Source organism: Nocardia sp. NPDC004260 (genome assembly GCF_053603155.1).
Map to the genome: position 1 here is coordinate 1 of NZ_JBSGEZ010000092.1, position 24,093 is coordinate 24,093.

Consider the following 24,093-nt stretch of genomic DNA (forward strand, 5'->3'; position numbering starts at 1 on the left):
AACGCTCGGCTGGGAAACCCCAGCCGAGCGCCTGCATAGACTACTTGCGGCCTGAACCAAACGACCACGTGTTGCAACGATCCCTAGAATCCGCCTTCACAGGCGGCCCCTTTCGGGCTGCCGGAGCGGTTTACTCGAAATCGGGAAACACCTCTGCTACTTTGCGGCATCCGACACGATGCTGCTCGTTTATTCGGTCGGATGACGATTCGGACGCGGAATGGTCATCTGACCGGTTTTCGCTGTCATTGTGATTCCAGCCGAGCGAACGCCATTTGAGCGGTGCCACGACACCGAAGACGACAACGGGTTACCGCCCCCATCCCCCGCCGTCGTCACCGCTACCGCGACCGTGCCGTTTTCGTCCGTTCCCGGGGTGACCGGCAATTGAAGGGAACCGGCACCGACGAACCCGAATCAAGATCTATAGTTGCCTGCTATGGGAGGTAGGCATCGGAAGGACCTGGAACGCAACCGCGTCGACTCAGCCGCTTCCTCGGCGCAACGCGATCCGAAAAACCCTGATGCAGCGGGCAGATTCGCCATTCGCGCGCTTGCCGCGCAACCAGAACTGCCCGCATGGATCGCGTGGTTGCACGACCGCGCCGGCGAGCAGTGGGCGCGGCTGGAGTACCAGATGCACTACCCCCTCGACTACGGCGGCCAGCCCGGCACGCGCACGAGCGAGGAGTGGTTGATCACCCAGCGTGCCTACCACGCCGAATACGCCGCCCGCTCAGTGGAACGCGCCCGCCGCTTCTACCACGCCCAACCCGGCATCGTGCACGCTCACACCCCCGAACTGCCTGATGACGCAGAGTTCTACGCCGCCCTGGAGTCCGGTCGGGAATGGACCGGCCACTGGTACTCCCGCGACCCCCTCGGCGCGTGGGAACTATCCGAAATATCACTGTGACCCCGACAGTGCCACTGGTTGTAACGATTCTCGGGCGACTCAATAGTGCCGCGGGACCGTAGGTGGTGGATTCCCGCAAGTACGCGGGTACCCAGAACACACCGAGACACAAGTGAACCGCGGTGGCAGGCATCGGCCGGGTCGGACTCGATGATCTCCGTTGTCGCGGGTCGCGCCGCTTCGGAGCGCGTGACAGCGCAGGAGGACAACTACACGCCTGGGATCCGCTCGGCACCTCCCTCGCCGGGCGGTCTCCAGGTGTGTCGACTGACCCTCAGCGAGTCCATACATTCACAGGGTTAGGCAGGGCCGCCTGAGTTCGCGAGCCAGGATTCCGTCGATGAGCTGCCCTTCGGTCCGCACTGGTGGGCGGCGCGCCGTTTCTACCGCGAGGCAGCAACGGCGCGCCGGCCACGCCCGCTCGGCATCGGTCAGATCCGCCTTCCCGCCACCGCTACACCGCCCATGTGGTCTCCCGTTTCCGCACGTGCGGCTGGTTCAAGCCCGGGAGTGCTGCACCTTCTCCGGGGGAGAGAACACCGTAAGCGAGTCGCCGAGCCAGCGCGCCAGGTCGTCGGCTTGTGCGTAATAGCGGCGGAACGGCTCCGCAGTGACAGGGCCGCCCTGCAGGCGATGACATTTGCTCATCGCCGCGGGCAGCTGTGCAGTGACCCAGCGAGCGAGCGTGCCGAGTTCGTCGCGGACCCGTTCGTCATACTCGAGGTGGTCGTCTCGATGCGACAGCAACTGAATCGCCGACCGCGAGGCTGTCTGCAACAGCCGCGACACGTCCTGGACCTCTTCGAACTCTCGTCTCGCCGCGTTGAATGCGGCGGGTGCCAGCCCGAACTGACGATGGATACGAATGTGTTCAGTGAGCACCCTCAGCAGTCCCTTGAGCAGCCCGTCGGCGACGCACCCGATCGTTGCCACCGCCAGCTGATGCAGCGGCGCGGCGCCGTCGATCAACAACTGTTCCGCCGGGATCTCGACCTGCTCGAAGTACACCGAATACTCCGGTGCACCACTCACACCGGGGCTTCGGACACACCTGACTCCGGCTGCGCAGGACTCCACGACGGCGACACCGCAATCCGTGGGCACCAGAATCCAGCGTGCCGACTCGGCATACGGGACACACACCTTGTGACCGGTGATCCGCACCGCCCCACCCTCGATGACCGCCGCTGTCTTCGGAGTCGTCACGAACGGTGCACCGGGCTCATTGAGCGCGGCGGTGAGTATCGCACCCTGCGCTACAGCAGGGAAAATCTTCTCAGTCAGACTTTTCGGAGCGGCTTGTGCCAGTGGTAGAACTCCGAAGCCGAGTGTTGTCAAGGCCGGCACTTGCACAGCGTCGGTGGCCAGCTCGGTGAGCATGGCCGACATCTCGAGCAGGCCCGTATCCTCGCCGCAGCGCTTGGGCAATGCGGCCGAGAGGAGGCCGGCCTCGGCGAATTTCGGCCACAACGTGGAATCACGCGCATTATCGCGTTCGAGCACGCTCACGACAGCTTCGGCGACAGCGTCCTCACTGTCGACTCCGGTGAAACCCAAAATCACTCCTCTCCGAATCATCGATCGGCGCGGTTCGAGTCATCATTCGGTGGATCTGCCGGTCAGGCCGCGGGCGGCAGCAAACTGTTCGGTCTCTCGGTCGTCGAAACGTGTATCAACGGGCTGCAAACCGCGACATCAGCCACCCTGGGGAACAGTCGGTCGGTCGGTTTTCTCCCACAACGTGTCGAGAGATTATGCCGCGACGAGTTGGCAAAACTCGATGACCGTCAACGGATTCGGCGTGGCGCGGGCTGGGTGATCTCCTGACCGTTGGAGCGAGACGTCACCGGAAGAGGCGAACGAGAAAGCTCACACCCGCGAACCGCCTTGGGGCCAGAGGCATTCGCCGATTCATCCACAGTCGGACTACTTTCAATCTCACAAGCGTCCAGTTCGGCAAACCCCCAAATACACCCTGGGTGAGGAACCAACAGCACTGACCACCACACCAGCAAGGCCGGTACGACACTGGCTGCGCGTGTCAGCACGATGATCGGCACCCGAGCTGCGAACATCACTGGCCATGGCCACAGCACACGCAAACCGCCACCGTGCGACACCGCGGGCAGCTGGTCTCACCGTGAGGCAGTCGCAGATCCGGCATCGCCGCTACCCGCCGACCAGCGTCCTGCAGGCTTTGGGCACCACTTGCGGGCACCCGCTGGCCGAAGCAGACATGCGTGTCTTCGGCGGGCTGGACATCGTGCTGCGCGCCCGCGGTTGGAACTTCATCGGTGAATGCTCCGGCCCGGAAGTTCTCACCTTCGACTACCCACCCTCCGACATCAGCGATGACCAATTAACCCAAGGCCTGCAACCGATCACCACCATCGTGGTCACCCTCGACCGCTCCGCACCGACCAACGTCATCAGCGACTGCCGAATCGAAATCCTGCTCGCCGGTACACCCTCCAGCCAAGCCCGGATCACCAGCCTGTCCGGCCTCACCAAACATCTCGACCTCATCGAAGCCCACCGGCCCGGCACCCCGACCCCAGCACAGCTCCCCTTCGTCCGCGCCCGAACCCTCCAATGAGCCAATCACAACGCGGCCGCCGCGTCACGCAGGATTCGGCCCGTTCCCCGTGGAGTTTCCCTACATTCCCCGCCATGAGATCACCGGCCGAGTGACAGGAGCGGGCAGCGCCGTGCTGGACTCGACGTCGGCGGGTGTCGCGAACCTGCCGGTGATAGGCCTGATCCAGGTGATCCGATCTCGTCGTTCTTGAATATGCGGGTCGCCGACATCGCCGCGGTCTACTCCGACGCCAAATCCAAAGGGCACAATTCCTCACCGAACCACTCGACCGCAAAGTCGAGATCCGGGATGCGGGGATCGCTGAAAACGGACAGAGCTAGAGGCTCCGGCATTTGGATCATTCGAGGCGGGGCGTGGGTGGGCGTGTGTGCCAGTGGTAGAGGGTGCGGGCGCCGGTCGGCGTCGTGAACGAGCCAGCGCAGGAACGCGACCCGTGTGCATTCAGGTTCGAATCGAGGTTGGCGACAGCTGCTTTGTTCACACGCTGGCCGCGATTGGCTTCGGTCACGTTCTCGCGCTCAGGTCGGCGGGAAATCCGGAGCTCATCCGGTGAGCCATCGCATCGAACATCAGCATCACCAGGTCGACCACAGCGCCGCGCGTAAGCCCCTGTTCACCGTCGATCCACGTGAGCAGGAGCTCGTCGGCGGCCGCTACTGTCGCGAGCCCGAGCAGAAGTATGTCGGTCCTGCTCAGAGTCGAATTTTGAGGCAGTAGGTCGGCGACCAGCTGGGCAAGCTGGCGCAGTCCGTCCTGTCTCTGACGACGGGTAACCGGCCCGCCGCTGAGGACCTCGCGTAGCTTGACGCGGGCGCGACCGGGATTCCCCTCGTGTGAGCGTGTCGATCATGGCGCGGGCGCCTTCGGAGGCCCCACTCGTGTTCGCGATCGCCGAGCGGCAGACGGCAATCTCTTCGTCGATCAGCCGCGCGTAAACCGCGGCCAGCAAGGAGTCGAGATCCGCAGAGCTACAAAACTCTCTGGATAAAAGTGCTTTTGTCCCTTCGGGGCCCGCGCAAGGATATGTCGCACGATAAATCGCTGTCGAAATAATCGAACCGCAACGGACGGCACGGCCGCCGTTGGCGTTGGGCCATCGGAAAGCCGGAATCCCGTTACCGCTGGAACACCTGCGGCCTCGATTAGCAAACCCACAGACTGCCGCCCAAAAGTAAGCTGGAGCCGCGCCCCGCAACCGCTACTTCTACGGCAGGGGGAGTCGAAGCTCGGTGACGGCGATGCGGGCAGTCTCGGCGATAGCGGCGTCGACGGCGGGTAGATGCGGGTCGGCGCGGGCCGCTCGGGTGAATACGGCGACCGCAACAGGGTGTTCGCAGGGAAATTCGACAACTGCGACCTCGTTGCGGATAACCCCGATGGTTCCGGTTTTGCCCGCCGTCGAGACGCTGCGATGGGGGAAGCCGGCGGCGATGCGATGCGGCCACACCTGGCGGCGCATGACAGTGCGTACGAAATCGGTCTGCTCTGCGGACAGCACCGTGCCACTCCATAGTGCGCGAAGCAGTCGGGTCATCTCCTCGGGTGTCGTCGCGCTAGTGTACGAGGGATCGTATGCCGACACCGACCACGCGTCGTCATTCTGCGCTAGCACCGCGAATGCCTCTGCGGTGCTGTGTGTGTCGGTATCCTTGACGAGGCTGCGGTGCAGGTCGGCGGTGCCGCCCACGATGCGGGTGTGATCGAGGCCCAGATCATCCAGCAGCCTCTCGACGGCACCGAGGCCCGCCTCCCCCAGCAAGATATCGGCCGCCGCGTTATCCGAGACGGTCATCATCGACGTTGCGAGGTCACGCAGGCTCATGGTGACCGGATCCCGCATGACGGCGATGCCGGTTGGCCCGGGGGTGCAGTCGGATGGGATCACGGTCAGGCGGGTAGCGGGATCGATGCGCCCGGCGTCGACAAGGCGGCAGAACGCGATGAACAGCGGCAGCTTGTACACCGACGCGAGCACGACCCGCTCGGCGCCGCCCACGGAGACCTCCGCCGCGGAGCCGTCGCACCGGCGGGCGTGCAACCAGCCGCTGCATCCGGCATCGGCGAAAACGGCACGAATCCTGTTCTCGATGGTACTCACCGCAGTCGCTCCCGATAGAGCACCCGGTCGACCGCGTCGGCGTGGGTGTCGGCACCGCGGCGGTGGACGACGCGAACTCGCAGGGCAACCGCCTGCGGTGCGATGCACAGCCACGCCACGCCGGGCGTGGACGACGGCTGCATGGCGGTGAGACCGAAACTCGTTCCAGCTGCCACCGCCGCGAACACGGTGAGATCGTCGGGCGCGGGCACGGTCGGTGCGTCCAGGCCTCGCTCGCGCAGCAGGTCCACGGCGGTGTCGAAGGCGGGTGGGTTTGCGGCGCGAGGCGGACAGGCGAAATTCAGTCCCGCGAGCATGGGGAAGGTGGGACGTTCGGCGGCCGCAATGCGATGATCCGATGGCACGACGAGCCACCGCGGCACCTTGACGACTGGGCGAACCTCGACACCGTCGACCAGGGCTGGATGCTCGACGACCGCGACATCAAAAACTCCTGCGCGCACATCGGCGACCAGGTCCACGCTCGTGCCCACCGTAGTGGACACCGCGGCGCCTGGGGCGACGACGGTGCGCAAGGCACCAACACATGCCGTGACCACCCGATCGGGCAGTGCCGCGATAGAGCCCCAGTGCACCGCACCGTGGGCGTTCGCGATGCGGTGAGACTCCGCGAGCAAGCGCTCGGCGTCGTCCACGAGCAGCCGAGCGCGCGGGAGCAGCTGCAGACCGGCCGGCGTGAGCACGGCTCCTAGTCGGGTGCGTCGGATGAGGTCCACGCCTAGCTGCCGTTCGAGGCGTCTGAGTCCCTGCGACAGCGGAGGCTGGGTCATGTCCAGCGCGGCCGCAGCCCTGCCGAAGTGCCCCTCATCCGCGATGGAGACGAAGAAGCGAAGGTGGCGGATCAGGTCCATGCGGTCATTGAACCAGCGGGTCGCAAGCATCGGTTTCGCTGACCAAGTCCGCGGTTTGCACGAGGGCTGAAACAGCGGGCAAACCTGCGTCGATACCGAAGTCGACTCGTTCGCGCCGGAGCTGGGTATTGGTGTCGGCTCGCGTGTCGATGGTGTGGTGCGTCGGTGATCACTTCCATTTCCAGTCGAAGTGGCCTGCTCGGTCACCGTCGACTTCTCGCTGTCCTGGCGGTGTCAACGCTGTCCCTCATCACCACCGCATGCGGGTCGGACACCGATGTGCCGCCTGCCTCGCACACCGCACCGGCGGCGGCAGCGACCTCGTTGTTCACCGGGATGGAAACGAAGCACACCGCCCGGCTGGGTGTGTACGCGACCGATACCGGCTCCGGCCGCACGGTGGTCTATCGGGACGAAGAGAGGTTCCCGATGGCTTCAACATTTAAGGGTCTCGCCTGCGGTGCTCTGCTTCGCGACCATTCGTTGTCGACGGGTTACTTCGATCAGTTAATCCACTATTCCCGCTCAGAACTCGTCCAGAGTTCGCCGGTGACAGAGAAGCACGCCGACACCGGCATGACCGTTGCCGAGTTGTGTGACGCGGCGATCACCCTGTCCGATAACACCGCAGGCAACCAGGTGCTGAAACTTCTCGGCGGCCCGGAGGGTTTCACCGCGTTCCTGCGGTCCATCGGCGACACCACATCGCGTTTGGACCGCTGGGAGACCGAGCTCAACACCGCCGTTCCCGGTGACGAGCGCGACACAACCACACCCGCCGCACTGGCCACCGACTACCGCAACCTGCTCCTCGGCGATGTTCTCGCCGAATCTGAACGGGCGCAATTGAAGTCGTGGCTCGTCGCCAGCAAGACCGGAGCCGACCGGATTCGTGCCGCGCTGCCCGCCGAATGGACCGTGGGCGACAAGACCGGCAGCCCCGCCTACGGCGGCGCCGCGGACGTCGCCATCATCTGGCCGCCCGGGCACTCCCCGCTCGTCATCGCGGTCCTATCCACTAAGCCCGAGCAGAACGCCAAGGCCGACAATCCTCTAGTCGCCGACGCCGCTCGCGCAGCGCTCGCCGGGCTCAGGTAGTGGTGCCTCGTCAAAGGAGGAAAATCATGGCATCGCCGCCACGGTCCCTGGACCGGCGCATATTTTTCAGGGCAGCATTGCTTCCTTTGCTCGCCGGATGCGCGAGCCGAACACCCACCCCAACACCTAATACTCTCACCGAACACAACTATCACAGCCGACTGGCGGAGTTGGAGCGGACGTTCGAGGCGCGCCTGGGAGTGTACGCCGTCGCTACCGGCACCAGCGCCATCCTCGCCTACCGAGCAGACGAGCGATTCGCCTTCTGCTCGGCGTTCAAAGCTCTGGCAGCCGCGGCCGTGTTGCACCGTAATCCGTTGTCACACTTGGATACTGTCGTCACTTACAGCGAAACCGATCTTACGAAGAACGCATCCATCACCCCGCAGCATGTTGCCACGGGGATGACGATCGGCCAACTGTGCGATGCCGCGGTCCGCTTCAGCGACGGCACGGCAGGCAATCTGCTGCTGCGCGATCTCGGCGGACCGGCCGAACTGACCGCGTACACCCGCAGCCTCGGCGACACCGTCACCCGAATGGACCGGATCGAGCCGCTGATCACCGAAGCCACTCCAGATGACCCGCGGGACACGTCCACTCCCCGCGCGTTCGGCACCGACTACCAGAAGATCGTGCTGGGCGACGCGCTGTCAGCCGAAAAGCGAGCCTACCTCCGCGATCTTCTAGAGCACAATGCCACCAGCGCAGGCGCTCGGCGGATCCGCGCTGGAATCCCCCCAGGCTGGACCGTCGCAGACAAAACGGGAACTGGCGACTACGGCACCCTGAATGACATCGCCATCGTATGGCCTCCAGGCTCCGCGCCACTGCTTATTGCGATCATGTCCAGTAAAGCCGACCGGGACGCCCCATACGACGAGCGGCTCATAGCCGAGACGGCGGCACTGGTCGTAGGCGTGCTCACTTGATTTCGGTATGTCCGGCCCCCGCGCAACGCGCCTCGACTCAGTGACGGCCACGGTGCCAACACCGCTCTCTCCGCCGCCTCGCAGCGTGGTGGAGTCCTCAGCGGCCCCTGGGGGCCGGGCCCGGAGGAGAAAGCCATCCAGGAGTTCCCATCCGAGGTCCTGGCGATGGACATCGCGCATTCGCCGGAGACCGTGGCAGCCGCCGAACAGCGACGGATGACGCTGCTCGAGTACTCACGAGACGCCCGGAACACCGCTGCACCAGTCCGATCCGAGACGAATCCGCCCCTTCCGCATCCAGAACGGGAAGCCCACCGCGCCGGGCTGGACATCCCCGACCGAAAAGCCTGGGGCATCGAAACGGTGCCGCCCGCACGCGGACAACGATTCGATCCCGGAATGGTCCACGCTTCCGACCGCGGCCTGGGGCCGGACGCCCGGGCGATCGGTCGGCGACCGGGTGAACACGAACCAAAGGTACCTCGCCGACGGAGCGCGGGCGGCCCGGATCCTCCCCCAACTCGACCACGACACCGGCGAATTCGTGACCGAGGGTGATCGGGACCGTTTCGCCGATGAGCGGGTGGGTGTGGTCGCGGGTGGCGCGAAGTTCGGCCCTTCCAGATACTCGTGCAGATCGGTGCCGCAGATGCCGCACCATTCGACCTCGACTTTCACCGTCCCTGGCCGGGTGGCCGGCTCCGGCACCTCCTCGACACGGACGTCGCCGGGACCGTAGAGACGTGCTGCCCTCATCGACGGTTCTCCGTGGGATCAATAAGTTTCAAGCAGCCGGGCCGCCGAATACGGCGACCCGGCCGCGAAGATGGCTCAGCTCAGGTGGTGGACTTCCTGCAACCCGTAGACCGGAGTTGGCAGGCCCTCGTAGCGAGCCTTGAGCTGCAGCGCCAAATACAGTGAGTAATGGCGGGACTGGTGCAGGTTGCCGCCGTGGAACCACAGGCCATCCTGGTGGGTCGGCTTCCACATATTGCGCAGTTCGCCCTCGAAGGGGCCGGGGTCCTTGGTGGTTCCGGAGCCGTATCCCCAGCACTTGCCGACCTTGTCGGCGACGTCTTGGCCGATGAGGTCGGCGGCCCAGCCGTTCATCGAGCCATATCCGGTGGCGTAGACGACGAGGTCGGAGGGCAGTTCAGTGCCGTCGTCGAGGATCACCGAGTGCTCGGTGAGTCCGCGCACCTCACCGTGCGCGAGCTTGATGTCGCCGTCGGCGACCAACTCCGAGGCGCCGACGTCGATGTAGTAGCCGGAGCCGCGGCGCAGGTACTTCATGAACAGGCCGGAGCCGTCGTCGCCCCAGTCGAGCTGGAAGCCGGCGCGCTCGAGGCGGGCGTAGAAGTCGGCGTCGCGTTCGCGGATGGCGTCGTAGACGGGGATCTGGAACTGGTGCATGATCCGGTACGGCATGGACGCGAAGGTGAGGTCGGCCTTGTCGGTGGTCATGCCCACGGCCAAGGCGCGTTCGGAGTACAGGTCGCCCAGGCCCAGGTCCATCAGGGAGTCGGATTTGACGATGTGGGTCGAGGAGCGCTGCACCATCGTCACGTCGGCGCCGGCTTCCCAGAGGGCGCCGCAGATGTCGTGCGCGGAGTTGTTGGAGCCGATGACGACGGCGCGCTTGCCGGCGTAGGCGTCGGGGCCGGGGTGCTGGCTGGAGTGGTGCTGGTCGCCCTGAAAGCGGTCCATGCCGCGGAAGTTCGGGATGTTGGGCTTGCCGGACATGCCGGTGGCCAGCACGAGGTGCTTGGGTCGCAGAACCATCGGTTCGCCGTCGCGCTCCACATGGACGGTCCATTCCTGGGTCTGCTCGTCATAGGTGGCGCTGCGGCAGGTGGTCTTGGACCAGTACGGCACCTCCATGATCTTGGTGTACATCTCGAGCCAGTCGCCGATCTTGTCCTTCGGCGTGAACACCGGCCAGTTGTCGGGGAACGGCAGGTACGGCAGGTGGTCGTACCAGACGGGGTCGTGCAGGCACAGCGACTTGTAGCGTTTGCGCCACTGGTCGCCGGGCCGGTCGTGCTTGTCGATCACCAACGCGGGCACGCCGAGCTGCCGCATCCGGGCGCCGAGCGCGATGCCGCCCTGACCGCCGCCGACCACTACCACGTACGGCTGCCGGGTGACGCCGAGCTCGCTCTCCTCCCGCCCCCGCTGCTCCGCCCAGGTGGCACGGTTCCGGTTCGCACCGTGCTCGGTGCCTTTGGGGCGACGCGGTCCTTTGTTCTCCTCGAAGCCGCGCAACTCGCGCAGCGAGGTGAGCAGCGTCCATGCGCCTTCGTCGGTGAGCCGCAGGTGGCCCACGCCGCGCCCGGTGGCGGTCTCGAATCCGATCCAGGCGGTGAGCACGCCGTCGGCCTCGGTGACCGGCTCGGTGGTGTGGAAGCCGCGCGGATCGGTGTCGTTGAGGCGCGCTCGCAGCATGTCCACGACGCCGCCGCGGCCCTCCACGGTCTTGATGTTCCAGGTGAAGGCGACGAGATCACGCCAGAAGCTGTCCACGGCGAACATGCCCGCGGCCGATTCGATGTCGCGCGCCGCGAGCGCGGATTCGAACTCGCGCAACCAGGCGTCCACCCGCTGCTGCGGTCCGGCCGATTCCTCACGCTCCGCCGGTTCCAGTGTCCGAGTCACCGGATTCTCCTTCCCACAAGGTTTGTGACCTACAGCACACGGCATGCGAATCGGAGTCACAATCGTTGCAAGACGTTGCATCATCGGTCGAGATGGGGCGCAGGGATCTGTGTCGTGTTCGGCGCACCTCGGGCAGAGGGCGGACAGGCACCATGGGCGAATTCATGCGATCACTCCGGGGACCGACCTCCCCATGCACGCGATCTGAGCCGAATGCACGACGCCGTCATCGGAGGGCAGCGCTCCCCGGTAGTACGGCGGTCACGCGCTCGTGGCACCCGTGAAGTCTGCGCTGCTGCCACCGTGGCACCAATGCGATCGACACCGCGCTCGCGAAAATGGTTCTCGTTCCAGAGTTCGGGTGAGTGAGCACTGTGAACAGTCTCGGCATCCGTCGTAGTGCACCGCAACCCCGGTCCGCGCAGCGGTGAATTCCCCGGCGTGGACGTCAGCAGGACCGGCGAACCTGCAGCAATCACCGTGGGGGGACCGCGGTGGGCCTGGCGGAGGGCGAACTGCCGGCCTTGATCCGAAACGCCAGCTCACGGTTCCCCAGCCTCGACCCGCACGAACGCACTGTCCGCCGCGTCCGGCACCGTTCCGAAACTCACCGTCATCTCCACCGCGGGCGCCAGCCGATACGGTCGGCTCTCTACCACCGACCCCACCACCCGGCGCAACCGCGACAACTCCGCCCGCACCGCAACCGCATGATCGGGGTCGCCGTAGAGCGCTTCACTCAACGCCGTCACAGTCATCCCTGCCGGACCGCGCCGGTGCAACAACAACAGGATCTGCGCATGCCGCATGGACAGCGTGCGCCGCCAATCAGATTCGCCCCGCGCCACCAGCACCGGCGCACCCGACAGATCCAGTGTCAGCCGGATCCGGTCGTCGGCCGAGCGTGGCCGCACCAACCACCCGCTGTTCAGCGGCTCCGCCTCACACAAGCCCAACCCCGGCACATGCACTGCCCGCACCGCATCCGGCACCGCGATCCGCTGGCCCGCCGCCACCCCGACCGCATGCGCCACCCACCCGTGCTCGTCCACCAGCAACGCGGGCCCGCTCAACGACGACAACGTCGGCATCGACGCCATCCGCAACCGCTCCAGCCGTATCTGCTGATGCCGCAGCAGCTGCCCCTCCGCCAGCCGCGCCGCCGCCCCGATCAATGCCGTGATCGTCGGATGCAACGTCAATGCCGGACCGCTGACATCCACCACTCCGATCAACTCACCCGTGCGCGGATCGTGCACCGGTGCCGCCGTGCAATACCAGGGATGCTGCGACTGCTCGAAATGCTCACCCGACAGCAACTGCACCGGCTCGGCCTCCGCTAGCGCAGTGCCGATCGCGTTCGTACCGACCGCCGACTCCGTCCACCTCGCCCCCTCCTGGAACCCCAGCCCGTCCGCGCGATGACGCACCTTCGCCGACCCCGCCCGCCAGAGCACCACGCCGTCGGCGTCGGTCACCACCATGATCATCTGCGCCGCGTCGGCTACACCGGCGATCAGCTGCGTCACCTCACCGATCACCGAAACCAACGGCGACTCCCGGCGCCGTCTCTCCACGTCCGAGAGGGGCAACACCGTGCGCGCGTTCAGCCGGTCCGGCACCAGACCCACCGCCAGCACCCGCGACCAGGACCGCGCCACCACCGTGCGTGGCCGCAACCGCGAACGACCGCCGCCGATCATCGCGTCGTGCATGCGCACCAGGTCACGGGCATAGCGGGGGAGATCCGTCCCCGGAGTGATCGCATTGAAATCGCCCATGGTGCCTGTCCGCCCTTTGCTCGAGGTGCGCCGAACGCGACACAGATCCCCGCGCTCCGATGCGCACGACCACCGATGTTGCAACGGCCTGCAGCGATTGTGACTCGGATTTCCGTGATGTGTGCTGTAGATCACGCAGCAATGGTGGGAAGGGAATTCGGGGACTCGAACATGCCCGACGCATCGCTCAGCGCGGCGATCCGGCGGTATCCCGGTGGAGTCGTCCTGGCATGCTACGGCTCGGGCACGATGCCGCACGGAGCCGAGGTCATCGAGGCGATCCGGATGGCGACGCGGCGCTCGTCGCCACGCTCGCCGCGGTAGAGCAGGCCGCCTGCCAGGCCAACCGAGAGCTCGGCATGCGCTCGCCGCGCCGACGCGATCGAATCGGCCTGCGCCGACATCAGGGGCGGCACGCTGCACGACCAGTTCCCGACCCTGCCGCCGGTCCAAGCCGGGTCATCGATCATGCCGGGAAAGGTCAACCCGGTCATTCCGGAGATCGTCAACCAGGTCGCCTTCGAGGCCATCGGCAACGACCTGACCGTCACCATGGCGGGGGCCCGAGCAGATGTCAGATAGGTGGCCATGGGTCAGGCGCCGGGAGTCGAGCCGAGGACCGCCTGCACGGCCGTCCGAGCCGCGGCCGGGTCGGCGGCCGTCAACGCCGCATCCGCGGCGCGCCGGCACTGCTCGCGAGTCGTCTCGGCAAGACGGGCGCCTACCGCGGCGACGGCGCCTGCTGCCATGGACAGTGATCCGACGCCGAGGCCGACCAGGACGCAAGCCAGGACCGGATCGGCCGCGGCTTCACCGCACACCCCTACGGGCTTGCCCATGCGCTGACCAGCGGCCGCGGTGCGCGCGACGAGAGTCAGCACCGCCGGCTGCCACGGGTCGGTGAGGGCGGCCAGTGCGGGAGACATCCGGTCGGCCGCCATCGTGTACTGCGCGAGGTCGTTGGTGCCGACGGAGAGGAAATCGACGTGGCGCAGAATCGCTTCCGCGGTGAGCGCGGCGGCGGGCACCTCGATCATCGCGCCGGGGATCAGCCCCCGGTCGCGCACCTTCTCGGCGAAGGATTCCGCTTCGGCCGCGGTCGAGATCATCGGTGCCATCACCCAGGGCACCGGCACGCGGCCGACGGCGGCTCGGGCGATCGCGTCGAGTTGCCGGTCGAGGATTCCGGCGTCGCGGGCGGCGATGCGGATACCCCGCACTCCGAGCGCGGGATTGGCTTCGTCGGGATGGTCGGCGAACCGCAGAGGCTTGTCCGATCCCGCGTCCAGGGTCCGGATCACCACCTTCGCGCCGGGGTACGCGTCGAGCACTTCCCGGTAGATGCGCTCCTGCTCCCCTACCGCGGGCTCGGTTTCCCGGTCCAGGAAGCACAATTCGGTGCGGAACAGGCCGATACCATCGGCCGGTGTCCGGCGCGCGGCCTGCGCGCTCGGGCCGTCTTGGACGTTGACCAGTACTTCCACCCGGTGACCGTCTGCGGTGGTGCCTGGCCCGGCCCAGGCGGCGTCGCGTGCCGTGCGGGCCCGGAACTGCTCGACCGCGCGTGCCGCGACCTCGGGATCGGGGTCGATGACGATGCGACCGGAAGAGCCGTCCAACAAGACGGGCGTACCCGCCGCGATTGCGTCGAGACCGGCCACCGCGACGACACAAGGAATGCCGAGTTGTCGCGCGATGATCGCCGTGTGGCTGGTAGGCCCACCGAATGACGTGGCCAAACCGACGATGAACGACGGATCCAGCCCCGCCGCATCCGCGGGCGCGAGGTCCTCGGCGAGCAGGATCGCGGGCTGTTGCGGTACCGGGATGCCGGGTTCGGGCGCGCCGGCCAGTTCGGCGACCACCCGATCGCAGACGTCCCGGAGATCTGTCACGCGTTCGGCCATCAGGCCGCCGAGTTTGGTGAACATCTCGGCGAACTGGTCGGTGGCCGCGACCGCCGCCGCGCGCGCCGGCGTGCCCGCCGCGATCAGCTTCTGCGCCCCACCGAGCCAGCCGCGGTCGGTGGCCATCGCGGCGTTCGCGGCGAGAACTTCCGCGGCGGCGCCACCGGCCCGTGCCGCACGTCCCCGCAAACGGTCCGCGACCGTCGTCGCCGCAGTTAGCAGCGCCGCCTGCTCGGATGCCCGATCGGACTCGGGAATCACATCAGCCGACTCCGCGACGTGCGGCCGGGCGCTCGGCCGGACAACCGGCGCGAACGCCACCCCGGGAACCGCCGGTGTGCCGTCCAGTGCTATCGATCCCGTTTCTACCTGCAAAGATCCCGTCATTCCTTCGCATACCTCCACAGCTGACCCGGCGAGCCCCATCCATGCCCGCCGAGCCTTCGATGTGATCCACACTACGCCACATCATTGACAAAGCCACACATACAGAGATAAAACAACATAAACCAACATGAAACCGGGAGGTCGGATGTACGCCGAGGAACGGCAGCAGGCGATCGCGACGCTGGTCGGGCAACGAGGGCGCGTATCGGTCACCGAGCTGTCCGACCAGTACGGTGTCACCACCGAGACGGTCCGGCGTGATCTCGCGGTCCTGGACCGGATGGGCTTGGTCAGGCGTGTGCACGGCGGCGCGGTACCGGCCGCGGCGCTGACCGCGATCGAGCTCGGCACCGGCGAACGCGAGCACAGCCGCGCGGCGGAGAAGGACCGCATCGCCAAAGCGGCCTTGGACTTCCTGCCGCCCACCGGCGGGAGCGTTCTGTTCGACGCGGGCACCACCACCGCGCGGATCGCCGCCCTGCTGCCGACCGACCGCGAGCTGGTAGCGGTCACCAACTCGGTGCCGATCGCCGCCCGCCTCAGCGGGCACGCCGCGGTGCGGTTGCACCTGCTCGGCGGACGCGTCCGCGGCGTCACCCAGGCCGCCGTCGGCCCGGAGACCCAGCGCATGCTCGCCGAACTGCGGATCGATGTCTGCTTTCTCGGAACCAACGCGCTCACCACCGCGCACGGCCTGTCCACCCCGGACATCGACGAGGCCGCGGTCAAGCGAGCCATGGTGGCCAGCGCACACCGCGTCGTCGTGGTCGCCGACTCCACCAAGGTCGGTCGCGAGGACTTGGTGCGATTCGCGGAGGTCGAAGATGTCGATGCACTGGTCACCGACACCGGCGTGCCGGATTCGGTGCGCAGCGAACTCAGCGCGTCCGGCCTCGAGGTGGTCACGGCATGATCGTCACGCTCACCGCCAACCCCAGCATCGATCGCACTGTCACCCTCACCGAGGCGTTGCAGCGGGGCGCCGTGCACCGCGCCGCCGCCGTGAACTCTCATCCCGGCGGTAAGGGCGTCAACGTCTCGCGGGTGATCGCCGCCGCGGGCCGCGCAACAGTGGCCGTGCTGCCCGGCAACACCGGAGATCCGCTCCTGCGGCAGCTCGGCGACGCCGGCATCGCCTACCGGGCTGTTCCGATGCCGGGGACGGCGCGAACCAATCTCACGATCGCGGAAACCGATGGGACCACAACGAAGATCAACGAACCCGGTCCGCCGCTGACCTCTGCCTGCGCGGCTGCGCTGGCCGAGACGCTCGACGGCCTCGCCGGTGCCGCGTCCTGGATGGTGCTGTCGGGCTCGCTGCCGCCGGGAGTGCCCACCGACTGGTACGTCGCACTGCTGCGGCGGCTGCGCGGCATTCCGGTGGCGATCGACGCCTCGGACGCGCCGCTGCGGGCGGTCGCCGCCACCGTCGCCTCCCATCCGCCGCGGTTGCTGAAACCGAACGCCGAGGAACTCGGTCAGCTCACCAGTGCCGACCCCGCCGGACTGGAGAATCCGGTGGCCGCCGCACGCGCTGCCGCGACGCTGGTCGAGCGGGGCGTCGGGACGGTTCTGGCGACGCTCGGCAAAGCGGGCGCCGTCTTGGTAACCCCAGATGGCGCCTGGTATGCGGCAGCGCCGAGGGTGACACCGCGCAGCACGGTCGGTGCGGGGGATTCGGCCTTGGCCGGCTACCTGCTCGCCGACTCCGACGGAGCCGAGCCTGCCGAACGGTTGCGCCACGCGGTCGCCTACGGCAGCGCCGCCGCCGCACTTCCCGGGACCGGCGTACCCGGGCCGCAAGACATCGACCTCGACGCCGTCTGCGTCACGGCGCTGGACGCCCTGCACAACACCTGAAGGAGGCCATAGTGGCCGACTCGATCATCTCCGAAGATCTGATCACCCTCGACACCGACCTCGGCGCCGCCAAGGAGGCGGTGATCGCCGCACTCGCGCAGCGCCTGGCCGGAACCGGCCGTGCGCGCGACGCGGCGGAGCTACGGGACGCCGCGCTCGCCCGGGAAGCCCAGTCCGCGACCGGGCTTCCCGGTGGAATCGCGATTCCGCACTGCCGCGCCGCGACCGTCACCGAAGCGTCGCTCGCGTTCGCCCGGCTCGCCCCGCGGGTCGATTTCGGCGCCCCGGACGGTCCCGCCGACCTCGTGTTCCTCATCGCCGCGCCGGAAGGCGCGGGAGCCGAACACATGAAACTGCTGTCCAGCCTGGCGCGTGCGCTGGTGAAGCCCGAATTCGTCGCCGACCTTCGCGCGGCGGCGACACCCGCGGACATAGTAGGCCTGGTCGAGGCCGTGCTCGACGCGCCCGCTACCACCGCGCGCAGCATCACCGCCGCGGAGAACACGACCGCGGGCACACCACTCGAGCACGAGGAAACGGTTGCCGAGCGCACCATCGTCGCGGTCACCGCCTGCCCGACCGGAATAGCACACACTTACATGGCCGCAGATGCACTGGTCGCGGCGGGCAAACGCGCCGGTGTCACCGTGCGCGTGGAAACACAGGGGTCCAGCGGCAGCACTCCCCTCGGTGACGAGGTCATCGCGGCCGCCGCCGCGGTTGTCTTCGCCACCGACGTCGGCGTGCGCGGGCGCGACCGGTTCGCGGGCAAGCCCGTCGTGGCTTCCGGGGTCAAACGAGCGATCAACGAGCCGGACGCGATGATCGCCGACGCGCTGTGCGCCGCGGCCGATCCCGGCGCCGCCACCGCCACCGGCCGCGCACCAGACGAAAAGCCCTTCGCCACAGAGCGATCCGAACCTCTCGGCTGGGGCACCCGCCTGCGCCAGATCCTGCTGACCGGCGTCAGCTACATGATCCCGTTCGTCGCGGCGGGCGGCTTGCTCATCGCGCTCGGCTTCCTGCTGGGCGGCTACGAGATCGCCGACAACGCCAAGACCATCGTGCTGGACAACTCGCTGACTGCGTTGCCCGCCGGCGGACTGGCCACCTATCTCGGCGCGGTGATGTTCCAACTCGGCACTCTCGCCTTCGGCTTCCTGGTGCCCGCGCTGTCGGGCTACATCGCCTTCGCCATCGCCGACCGCCCCGGCCTCGCACCGGGATTCACCGCCGGAGCCGTCGCGGTGTTCGTCGGGGCCGGATTCCTCGGTGGCCTGGTCGGCGGACTGATCGCCGGGTTCGCGGCGCTGTGGATCGCGCGCCTCACCGTCCCGCGGTGGGCTCGGGGCTTGATGCCGGTGGTGGTGATCCCGCTGTTCGCGTCACTGATCGTCGGCGCGGCCATGTTCATCGTGCTCGGCAAGCCGCTCGCCGCGGTGACCAGCGGACTCACCCACTGGCTCAACGGGCTGTCCGGCACATCCGCGATCACGCTCGGGATCATCCTCGGCCTGATGATGTGCTTCGACCTCGGCGGACCGGTCAACAAAGCCGCCTATTCCTTCGCCGTCGCCGGACTGGCCGTCACCGATACCGCGTCACTGCGCATCATGGCCGCGGTGATGGCCGCGGGCATGGTGCCACCCTTGGCCATGGCACTGGCCACCGCGATCAGACCGCGGCTGTTCACCACCGCCGAACGCGAAAACGGCAAGGCGGCTTGGCTACTGGGGGCGTCGTTCATCTCCGAGGGCGCTATCCCCTTCGCGGCCGCTGACCCGCTGCGCGTCATCCCGTCCATGATGACCGGCGGCGCCGTCACCGGCGCGCTGATCATGGCCACCGGAACCACGCTGAGCGCACCACACGGCGGCATCTTCGTCTTCTTCGCCGTCGGCCACATCCTTTGGTTCCTCGCCGCCCTCGCCGCGGGCACGCTCGTCGGCGCGGTCTGCGTCACGGTCGCCAAAGAACTGGCCCGCACGCGAACCGCCGCGCCCTCCCCCATCACCGTCACCGCCGGATAATCGTCCCCCACAGAAGGAGTCCCGCCATGCCGCAGACAACCGTCGAGGTCGGCTCGTCCATCGGCCTGCACGCCCGTCCCGCCAACATCATCGCCGAAGCTGTCCAGGCCGCGGGCGTACCCGTCACCCTCTCGCTCGTCGATGGCGATCCGGTCGACGCGGGCTCGGCGCTGATGATCATGACCCTCGGCGCGACCCAGGGCACCCCGATCGTCATCACCACCGATGACCAAGCCGCGCTGGACAAGGTCGCCGCACTGGTGGCCGCCGATCTCGACACCTGACCGGCACCACGGACCGCCTGCTGTGTGCGGTGATCCCGGGGGCAGGCGGCGGTCATGTGCGCGCTGGACGCGACGGTCCATGTCCGGCATAGAGCGATCGCCGCCGGTCAGCCGTCGCCGTTGATCAACGAGCTCGCCACCCACCTGCTCACGGCGGCCCGCACCCTCCATCCGGCTTCCGGAAAAGGCGGCGCCGCCGAAATCGTCGAACCGCTGCGCCAGTGGGGCGCCTCCTCCCCGATCGTGCACGTGCAGCTGGAGAGGGCCGGGTAGGGGTCTGCCTTGCGAAGATCGGGCAGTTGCTCCACGACGTCGGGTACGCCCCTGGATCGGCATCGGGTGGCTTGATCTCGCCGTGGGGCCCGCCGGGGGTGGTCAGGCTGGTGTCTCGTCTTCCGCCGAGATGGCCGTTGTTCGGGTGGACAATGGGAAGATGCACCCGCACGGGAGGCTGCCCGGCTCGCGGAAGGGTCTGAGTAGAGCTGAACTGCTGGCCGCGATATCGCTTGCGATCGACCTCGGTCTGGGTCAGCCGATGGAACACATGCTTCGGTCGTCCTTGATCGCCACACGGATCGCCGAGCGGATGGGCCTCGACCTGCAACAGCGAGCGACCGTGTACTACGCCAATCTGGTCGGGTGGATCGGTTGTCACGCCGATTCCCACGAACTCTCCGCGCTCTTCGGCGACGACATCGCCTTCCGGGCCGACACCTACACGGTGGACATGACCGGCCTGCCGTTTCTGCGGCTGATGATGAGTCATGTTGGACGCGGGTTGCCAGGTTGGGAGCGCGGCATCCGTGCCACCACCTTTCTGGTCGCCGCTCGTGGCCAGGTCGCCACACTGATCCAGTCGCATTGCAGTTCCGCCCGGGTTCTCTCCGATCGGATGGGCTTGGACGGGCAGGTCGGAAAGGCGCTGGGCTATGTCTTCGAACGCTGGGACGGCCGGGGGTTGCCCAACGGTTCCCGGGGCGAGGATATCCCGGTCGAGATCCACATCGCTCACGTCGCAGACGTCATCGAGGTGCACCTGCGGACGGGTGGGCTCGAGCACGCGAAGGATGTTCTCCGTTCTCGGCGCGGCAGTCAGTTCAGTCCAGCCGTGGCGGCGGTGTTCGATCGTGACGCGACGGCGATCGTGGACGGGTTGCTCGAAATCGACGTATGGACCCACGCGTTGGCCCAAGCACCGGATCGTGACCGAACCCTGACCGCCGAGGAGAGCGACGGGTTACTCGAGGCTATGGCTGATTTCGTCGATCTCAAATCTCCGTTCACACTGGGGCATTCGCGTGGCGTCGCGAATCTGGTGGCCAGAGCAGCCCGACACCTGGGCATGTCGCCGTCGGACATCACGCTTCTCTACCGTGCCGGCCTAGTGCACGGCCTCGGAAAAATGGGAGTGTCCAACCAGATCTGGGAGAAGAAGGGGCCGCTCACTACGGCTGAATGGGAACGGGTACGGATGTATCCAGATCTGACCGGCCGGATACTGAGCCGAGTCAACGGCTTGGAGTCGGTGGTGCCCATCGCGATGAAGCACCGGGAACGGATCGACGGGTCCGGCTTCCCCCGGGGGATCGCCGGCGCGGAGTTGACCGCCCAGGACCGGCTGCTTGCCACGGCCGAGGCTTATCAGGGACTGCTCGAGCCGCGGCCCGACCGGCCGCCGCTCGATCCTCGCGGCGCTGCCGATCAGTTACAGAAGGAGGCGCGTGCCGGACGCTTCGACGCCGAATCGGCTGCGGCCGTGCTTGCGGTGGCCGGTCCGCGGATATCGCGGCGGACGCCCTGGCCGGCCGGGCTGACCGACCGCGAGGTGCAGATTCTGCGACTCGTCGCGCAGGGCCGGTCGAACCGAGAAATCGCCGCCGAACTGTTCATCGCCGAGAAAACGGCACGGAACCACGTTGAACGCGTCTATGCCAAGCTCGGCGTCAACAACCGCACGCAGGCCAGTCTCGCCGCGATCGATCGGGGTCTGGCGGGCATCCAGGTCAATGCGGCCGTGGGAAATTGAAGCATCCACTGCTCCGAGTACCTCAGCTCGGCAACCACCCATGATGCTGCCCGGTGCGATATCGACGTCATCGGGTCGGCGTGCAGTCGATGCGCGTCGAGGGTGGACGGGCTGCCGGCCGGACAGGTCGGCATGCGGAGCGCGCCGGAGACCCGGCTGATCAGCACAGTCGGGTCCCGATCACGGGTTGGCAGAGCCTACATCGCGCGTCCGGTTCGTGGCCCGGGGAGCGACTCGCGGTGCCGCATGCCCGCGGCCCGCCGACATCTGTTCAGACATATGGCGGGCCGACTGCGCTGGGCCATCATCGCCGGGATGCGCCGGGCCGGGATCGCCGATCCAAGACCCAGACCGTGGCCAGCATGAGGACAACGGCAAACGAGGCGAGTGCGACGAGACTCGCGCTGGTGCCTCCGTGGAAGGTGTCGCCGTAGGCGGACATGGCCGGCAGCGTGGCGGTGTACCGGTCGAGATCCAGGTCGCGACCCAGCGCTTCGAATGCGTGGCGGTTGGATAGACCGAGACTTATCAGGCGTCCCGGGAAGGCCATCTCGTCAACGGGGACTATGGCGCCACCGAACAGAACCTGAGGGAAGCAGAGCATCGGCAGGGCGAGGGCGGCCTGCGCGGCGTTGGAGACCGCGGCCGAGGCGAGCAATCCGAGGGCCAGCGCCGAGGTCGCCTCGATCACAATTGTCACGAACAGGACGGCGGACACGTCCCATCCAACGGCGGGGAGCCGACCGAGTGCCCGCAGCACACCGAGGAGCACCGCGCTCACTCCAGCCAGTACCGGAAGCAGCGCTGTCACCTTGGATGTCACGTAGGCGCCCACGTTGAGTCCGGCCAGGCGCTCCCGCCGGAAGACGGCCATTTCCCCGACGATCTGGAGCAGGCCGTACGTAAGGCCGAAGAAGAAACCTGCGAATGCGATCCAGAACACGATCTGGGCCGGGCCGAGGTCGGCCTCGCTACGCGGGTCGAACGCGCCGCGCTTGAACAGCGTGGCCATCATCGCAGTGACCAGCACCGGTGACCCGAGCAGGACCGCCAGGGTCAGCCGGTTGCGGAGGAGAACATCGACATTGCGTCGTGTGAGTAGCCACCATTGCCGGACCGTGCCCGTGCGCTTCACGTCGGAACTGGTGGCAGGGACGGGCATCAGAGCCGAGCCGAGCCGGGCGTTCGACTTCCCACCGCTGTCCGCGAATCGCTTCGCCCAGATCTGGGGGGTGTGCTCACGAGCCAGGCGGTCGTACACCTCGGCGAGATCCTCCACGCCGAAGTAGCGCCGAGCCTCGGCCGGGCTGCCGGTGAAGGCCAGGTGGCCGTCGCGCGCCAGGAATACCACCCGGTCGCACCGGTCGATGCCGGCCGGCTCATGCGTCGTGAGGACGACTGTGACCCCGCGCTGGCTGAGTCGGCGCAGCAGGCGCATCACGTCGGCTGCGGTCGATGGATCGAGTCCGGAGGTGGGTTCGTCGAGGAAGAAGAGGTGTGGCCGAGTCAGTAGCTCCACGGCGATACTGGCCCGCTTGCGCTGTCCGCCGGAGAGCGCACGGACCGGCACCTCGGCCCGATCAGCCAGGTCGAGATCATGCATGGTCTCTTCGACCACCCGGTCCGCCTCGGCCGTCGATGTGCCTGCGGGCAGCCGCAGCCGCGCCGCGTAGCGCAGCGTGCGGCGCAGGGGCATCTCGAGGTGGATGATGTCCTCCTGGGGCACGTAGCCGATACGGGAATCTGCGCTGACTCGGGCCCCGCGAACGACGCCGTCATGCCGAACCTCCCCAGCAGACGGTGGTCGCAGTCCCGCGAGGATCTCCAGCAATGTGCTCTTTCCCGCTCCACTGCCGCCGGCAATGGCGACCACCTCGCCTGGTTCGATCGACAACGACAGCTCCTGGAGAATCTGCCGCGCCCCGACCTGCCTGCTTACGTTGACCGCATCGACCCGCCCGCCGCCCTGGACTCCGAATGCGTGATCCGAAGTGTGCTTACCGCCCCGCTCGACGGTCGGTGGCTCGAATGTCCATTCGGTCGTGACCGCTGATCTCCGTGATTCCTGAACTCGTTTTGTCATGCCCTGATCATCGGTCCGTCGCCGCCGTGGTCGCATGAGGCGTTTGCCTCAAATCACGCCCACCGTCCCCGGCGTGAAGAATGACCGAAACGGCCTCAGCAGCGGTCATGCGCCGTAGTGTCCGACGAGGACCGGCTCGTCGTCGGGAATCCGGAAGTCAACCGCAACACGCAGTCGCTGTCCGCCGCGGCGCAATTCGCGCAACCATTGATGCGACAGCACGTAGGACGGCATCACCGGCATACAGAACACTCCGCGACAAGGCCCGTTCGCGGCGATGCCCGCACGGCGGATCCGCCGAGCGTTCTTCTCCGGCGTCAGATGCACCATCAGGGCCATGGGACGAGCTCAGGTGTAAGTGGCCAGGACGTTGGCTGGAGCTCGTGATGCGGGAGGCTTGCCGTCCGCGACCCCGTGGGTCGGTGCGGTACAACCGGATCCTCGCGGTGAGAGCGACGCACCGGAACTGGCCCTAGCTTGAGTTTTAACCTCTGAGCTGGGTTTTTATCCTGTTCGGCGGGGTCGTGGCCCGGGGGGTTTGGATGGCTTCTGGTTGCTGGGTGTT

The 24,093-nt window shown here is 67.2% G+C and carries 18 protein-coding genes and 1 pseudogene; 11 read left to right on the plus strand and 8 right to left on the minus strand.

Features of this window, described 5'->3' with window-relative positions; genetic code table 11:
- Positions 1–439: 439 nt before the first annotated feature.
- Positions 440–916: a hypothetical protein gene (locus ACWEO7_RS33680; RefSeq protein WP_452429275.1), complete on the plus strand. Its 477-nt coding sequence runs from the start codon at positions 440–442 to the stop codon at positions 914–916.
- Positions 917–1,414: 498 nt separating this feature from the next.
- Here the strand turns inward: ACWEO7_RS33680 and ACWEO7_RS33685 are convergent, their stop codons facing one another.
- The gene (locus ACWEO7_RS33685; protein WP_452429277.1) at positions 1,415–2,473 is read right to left on the minus strand and encodes an acyl-CoA dehydrogenase; all 1,059 of its coding nucleotides are present in this window, start codon (positions 2,471–2,473) and stop codon (positions 1,415–1,417) included.
- 583 nt (positions 2,474–3,056) lie between these two features.
- Between ACWEO7_RS33685 and ACWEO7_RS33690 the strand changes: the two genes are divergently transcribed.
- Positions 3,057–3,512, plus strand: a complete 456-nt coding sequence (locus tag ACWEO7_RS33690; protein ID WP_452429279.1) for a hypothetical protein — start codon at positions 3,057–3,059, stop codon at positions 3,510–3,512.
- A 1,207-nt stretch (positions 3,513–4,719) separates the two neighbouring features.
- Here ACWEO7_RS33690 and ACWEO7_RS33695 read toward each other — a convergent pair.
- Both ACWEO7_RS33695 and ACWEO7_RS33700 read right to left on the minus strand, forming a co-directional pair.
- Positions 4,720–5,613 carry a serine hydrolase gene (locus ACWEO7_RS33695; protein ID WP_452429281.1) on the minus strand — a complete coding sequence of 298 codons (894 nt, stop codon included), beginning with the start codon at positions 5,611–5,613 and terminating at the stop codon, positions 4,720–4,722.
- On the minus strand, positions 5,610–6,485 hold the full coding sequence (locus ACWEO7_RS33700; RefSeq protein ID WP_452429282.1) for a LysR family transcriptional regulator: 876 nt from the start codon (positions 6,483–6,485) through the stop codon (positions 5,610–5,612). Before ACWEO7_RS33700 ends, ACWEO7_RS33695 begins: the two co-directional genes overlap by 4 nt.
- A gap of 195 nt (positions 6,486–6,680) precedes the next feature.
- Between ACWEO7_RS33700 and bla (ACWEO7_RS33705) the strand changes: the two genes are divergently transcribed.
- Positions 6,681–7,583, plus strand: coding sequence for a class A beta-lactamase (gene bla / locus ACWEO7_RS33705; RefSeq protein ID WP_452429301.1), 903 nt, complete (start codon positions 6,681–6,683; stop codon positions 7,581–7,583).
- Between the two features lie 26 nt (positions 7,584–7,609).
- A complete protein-coding gene (gene bla / locus ACWEO7_RS33710) occupies positions 7,610–8,515 on the plus strand; it encodes a class A beta-lactamase (RefSeq protein ID WP_452429284.1) in 906 nt (301 codons plus the stop codon).
- 831 nt (positions 8,516–9,346) lie between these two features.
- On the opposite strand, the gene ACWEO7_RS33715 is transcribed toward bla (ACWEO7_RS33710), so the two are convergent.
- Positions 9,347–11,170, minus strand: a complete 1,824-nt coding sequence (locus tag ACWEO7_RS33715; protein WP_452429285.1) for an NAD(P)/FAD-dependent oxidoreductase — start codon at positions 11,168–11,170, stop codon at positions 9,347–9,349.
- Positions 11,171–11,712: 542 nt separating this feature from the next.
- Entirely contained in the window at positions 11,713–12,951 is a 1,239-nt protein-coding gene (locus ACWEO7_RS33720) for a GAF domain-containing protein (protein ID WP_452429287.1), read from the minus strand.
- Positions 12,952–13,386: 435 nt separating this feature from the next.
- Between ACWEO7_RS33720 and ACWEO7_RS33725 the strand changes: the two are divergent.
- Positions 13,387–13,509, plus strand: a pseudogene (locus tag ACWEO7_RS33725) (lyase family protein); the annotation flags it as partial.
- A gap of 35 nt (positions 13,510–13,544) precedes the next feature.
- Here ACWEO7_RS33725 and ACWEO7_RS33730 read toward each other — a convergent pair.
- Positions 13,545–15,245, minus strand: coding sequence for a phosphoenolpyruvate--protein phosphotransferase (locus ACWEO7_RS33730; protein ID WP_452429288.1), 1,701 nt, complete (start codon positions 15,243–15,245; stop codon positions 13,545–13,547).
- 145 nt (positions 15,246–15,390) lie between these two features.
- Between ACWEO7_RS33730 and ACWEO7_RS33735 the strand changes: the two genes are divergently transcribed.
- The 6 genes from ACWEO7_RS33735 to ACWEO7_RS33760 all read left to right on the plus strand — a co-directional run bounded on the left by ACWEO7_RS33735 (position 15,391) and on the right by ACWEO7_RS33760 (position 21,445).
- A complete protein-coding gene (locus ACWEO7_RS33735; protein ID WP_452429303.1) occupies positions 15,391–16,158 on the plus strand; it encodes a DeoR/GlpR family DNA-binding transcription regulator in 768 nt (255 codons plus the stop codon).
- Positions 16,155–17,105 carry a 1-phosphofructokinase gene (pfkB, locus tag ACWEO7_RS33740; protein ID WP_452429290.1) on the plus strand — a complete coding sequence of 317 codons (951 nt, stop codon included), beginning with the start codon at positions 16,155–16,157 and terminating at the stop codon, positions 17,103–17,105. Before ACWEO7_RS33735 ends, pfkB begins: the two co-directional genes overlap by 4 nt.
- An 11-nt stretch (positions 17,106–17,116) precedes the next feature.
- Positions 17,117–19,135, plus strand: a complete 2,019-nt coding sequence (locus ACWEO7_RS33745; protein WP_452429292.1) for a PTS fructose transporter subunit IIABC — start codon at positions 17,117–17,119, stop codon at positions 19,133–19,135.
- 26 nt (positions 19,136–19,161) lie between these two features.
- On the plus strand, positions 19,162–19,419 hold the full coding sequence (locus ACWEO7_RS33750; RefSeq protein WP_452429293.1) for an HPr family phosphocarrier protein: 258 nt from the start codon (positions 19,162–19,164) through the stop codon (positions 19,417–19,419).
- A 54-nt stretch (positions 19,420–19,473) separates the two neighbouring features.
- Positions 19,474–19,692 carry a hypothetical protein gene (locus tag ACWEO7_RS33755; protein ID WP_452429295.1) on the plus strand — a complete coding sequence of 73 codons (219 nt, stop codon included), beginning with the start codon at positions 19,474–19,476 and terminating at the stop codon, positions 19,690–19,692.
- Between the two features lie 160 nt (positions 19,693–19,852).
- Positions 19,853–21,445 carry an HD domain-containing phosphohydrolase gene (locus ACWEO7_RS33760; protein ID WP_452429296.1) on the plus strand — a complete coding sequence of 531 codons (1,593 nt, stop codon included), beginning with the start codon at positions 19,853–19,855 and terminating at the stop codon, positions 21,443–21,445.
- 304 nt (positions 21,446–21,749) lie between these two features.
- Here ACWEO7_RS33760 and ACWEO7_RS33765 read toward each other — a convergent pair whose 3' ends face one another.
- Positions 21,750–23,528, minus strand: a complete 1,779-nt coding sequence (locus tag ACWEO7_RS33765; protein ID WP_452429298.1) for an ATP-binding cassette domain-containing protein — start codon at positions 23,526–23,528, stop codon at positions 21,750–21,752.
- A gap of 105 nt (positions 23,529–23,633) precedes the next feature.
- On the minus strand, positions 23,634–23,858 hold the full coding sequence (locus tag ACWEO7_RS33770; RefSeq protein ID WP_452429300.1) for a hypothetical protein: 225 nt from the start codon (positions 23,856–23,858) through the stop codon (positions 23,634–23,636).
- Between the last annotated feature and the right edge of the window lie 235 nt (positions 23,859–24,093).

Bases quoted from the DNA above. Each gene is read 5' to 3' on its own strand.
- bla (WP_452429284.1), top strand. From the start codon at position 7,610: ATGGCATCGCCGCCACGGTCCCTGGACCGGCGCATATTTTTCAGGGCA.
- ACWEO7_RS33735 (WP_452429303.1), top strand. From the start codon at position 15,391: ATGTACGCCGAGGAACGGCAGCAGGCGATCGCGACGCTGGTCGGGCAA.
- pfkB (WP_452429290.1), top strand. From the start codon at position 16,155: ATGATCGTCACGCTCACCGCCAACCCCAGCATCGATCGCACTGTCACC.
- ACWEO7_RS33755 (WP_452429295.1), top strand. From the start codon at position 19,474: ATGTGCGCGCTGGACGCGACGGTCCATGTCCGGCATAGAGCGATCGCC.
- ACWEO7_RS33760 (WP_452429296.1), top strand. From the start codon at position 19,853: ATGCACCCGCACGGGAGGCTGCCCGGCTCGCGGAAGGGTCTGAGTAGA.
- ACWEO7_RS33700 (WP_452429282.1), bottom strand. From the start codon at position 6,485: ATGGACCTGATCCGCCACCTTCGCTTCTTCGTCTCCATCGCGGATGAG.
- ACWEO7_RS33770 (WP_452429300.1), bottom strand. From the start codon at position 23,858: ATGGTGCATCTGACGCCGGAGAAGAACGCTCGGCGGATCCGCCGTGCG.
- ACWEO7_RS33720 (WP_452429287.1), bottom strand. From the start codon at position 12,951: ATGGGCGATTTCAATGCGATCACTCCGGGGACGGATCTCCCCCGCTAT.
- ACWEO7_RS33730 (WP_452429288.1), bottom strand. From the start codon at position 15,245: ATGACGGGATCTTTGCAGGTAGAAACGGGATCGATAGCACTGGACGGC.
- ACWEO7_RS33680 (WP_452429275.1), top strand. From the start codon at position 440: ATGGGAGGTAGGCATCGGAAGGACCTGGAACGCAACCGCGTCGACTCA.
- ACWEO7_RS33765 (WP_452429298.1), bottom strand. From the start codon at position 23,528: ATGACAAAACGAGTTCAGGAATCACGGAGATCAGCGGTCACGACCGAA.
- ACWEO7_RS33750 (WP_452429293.1), top strand. From the start codon at position 19,162: ATGCCGCAGACAACCGTCGAGGTCGGCTCGTCCATCGGCCTGCACGCC.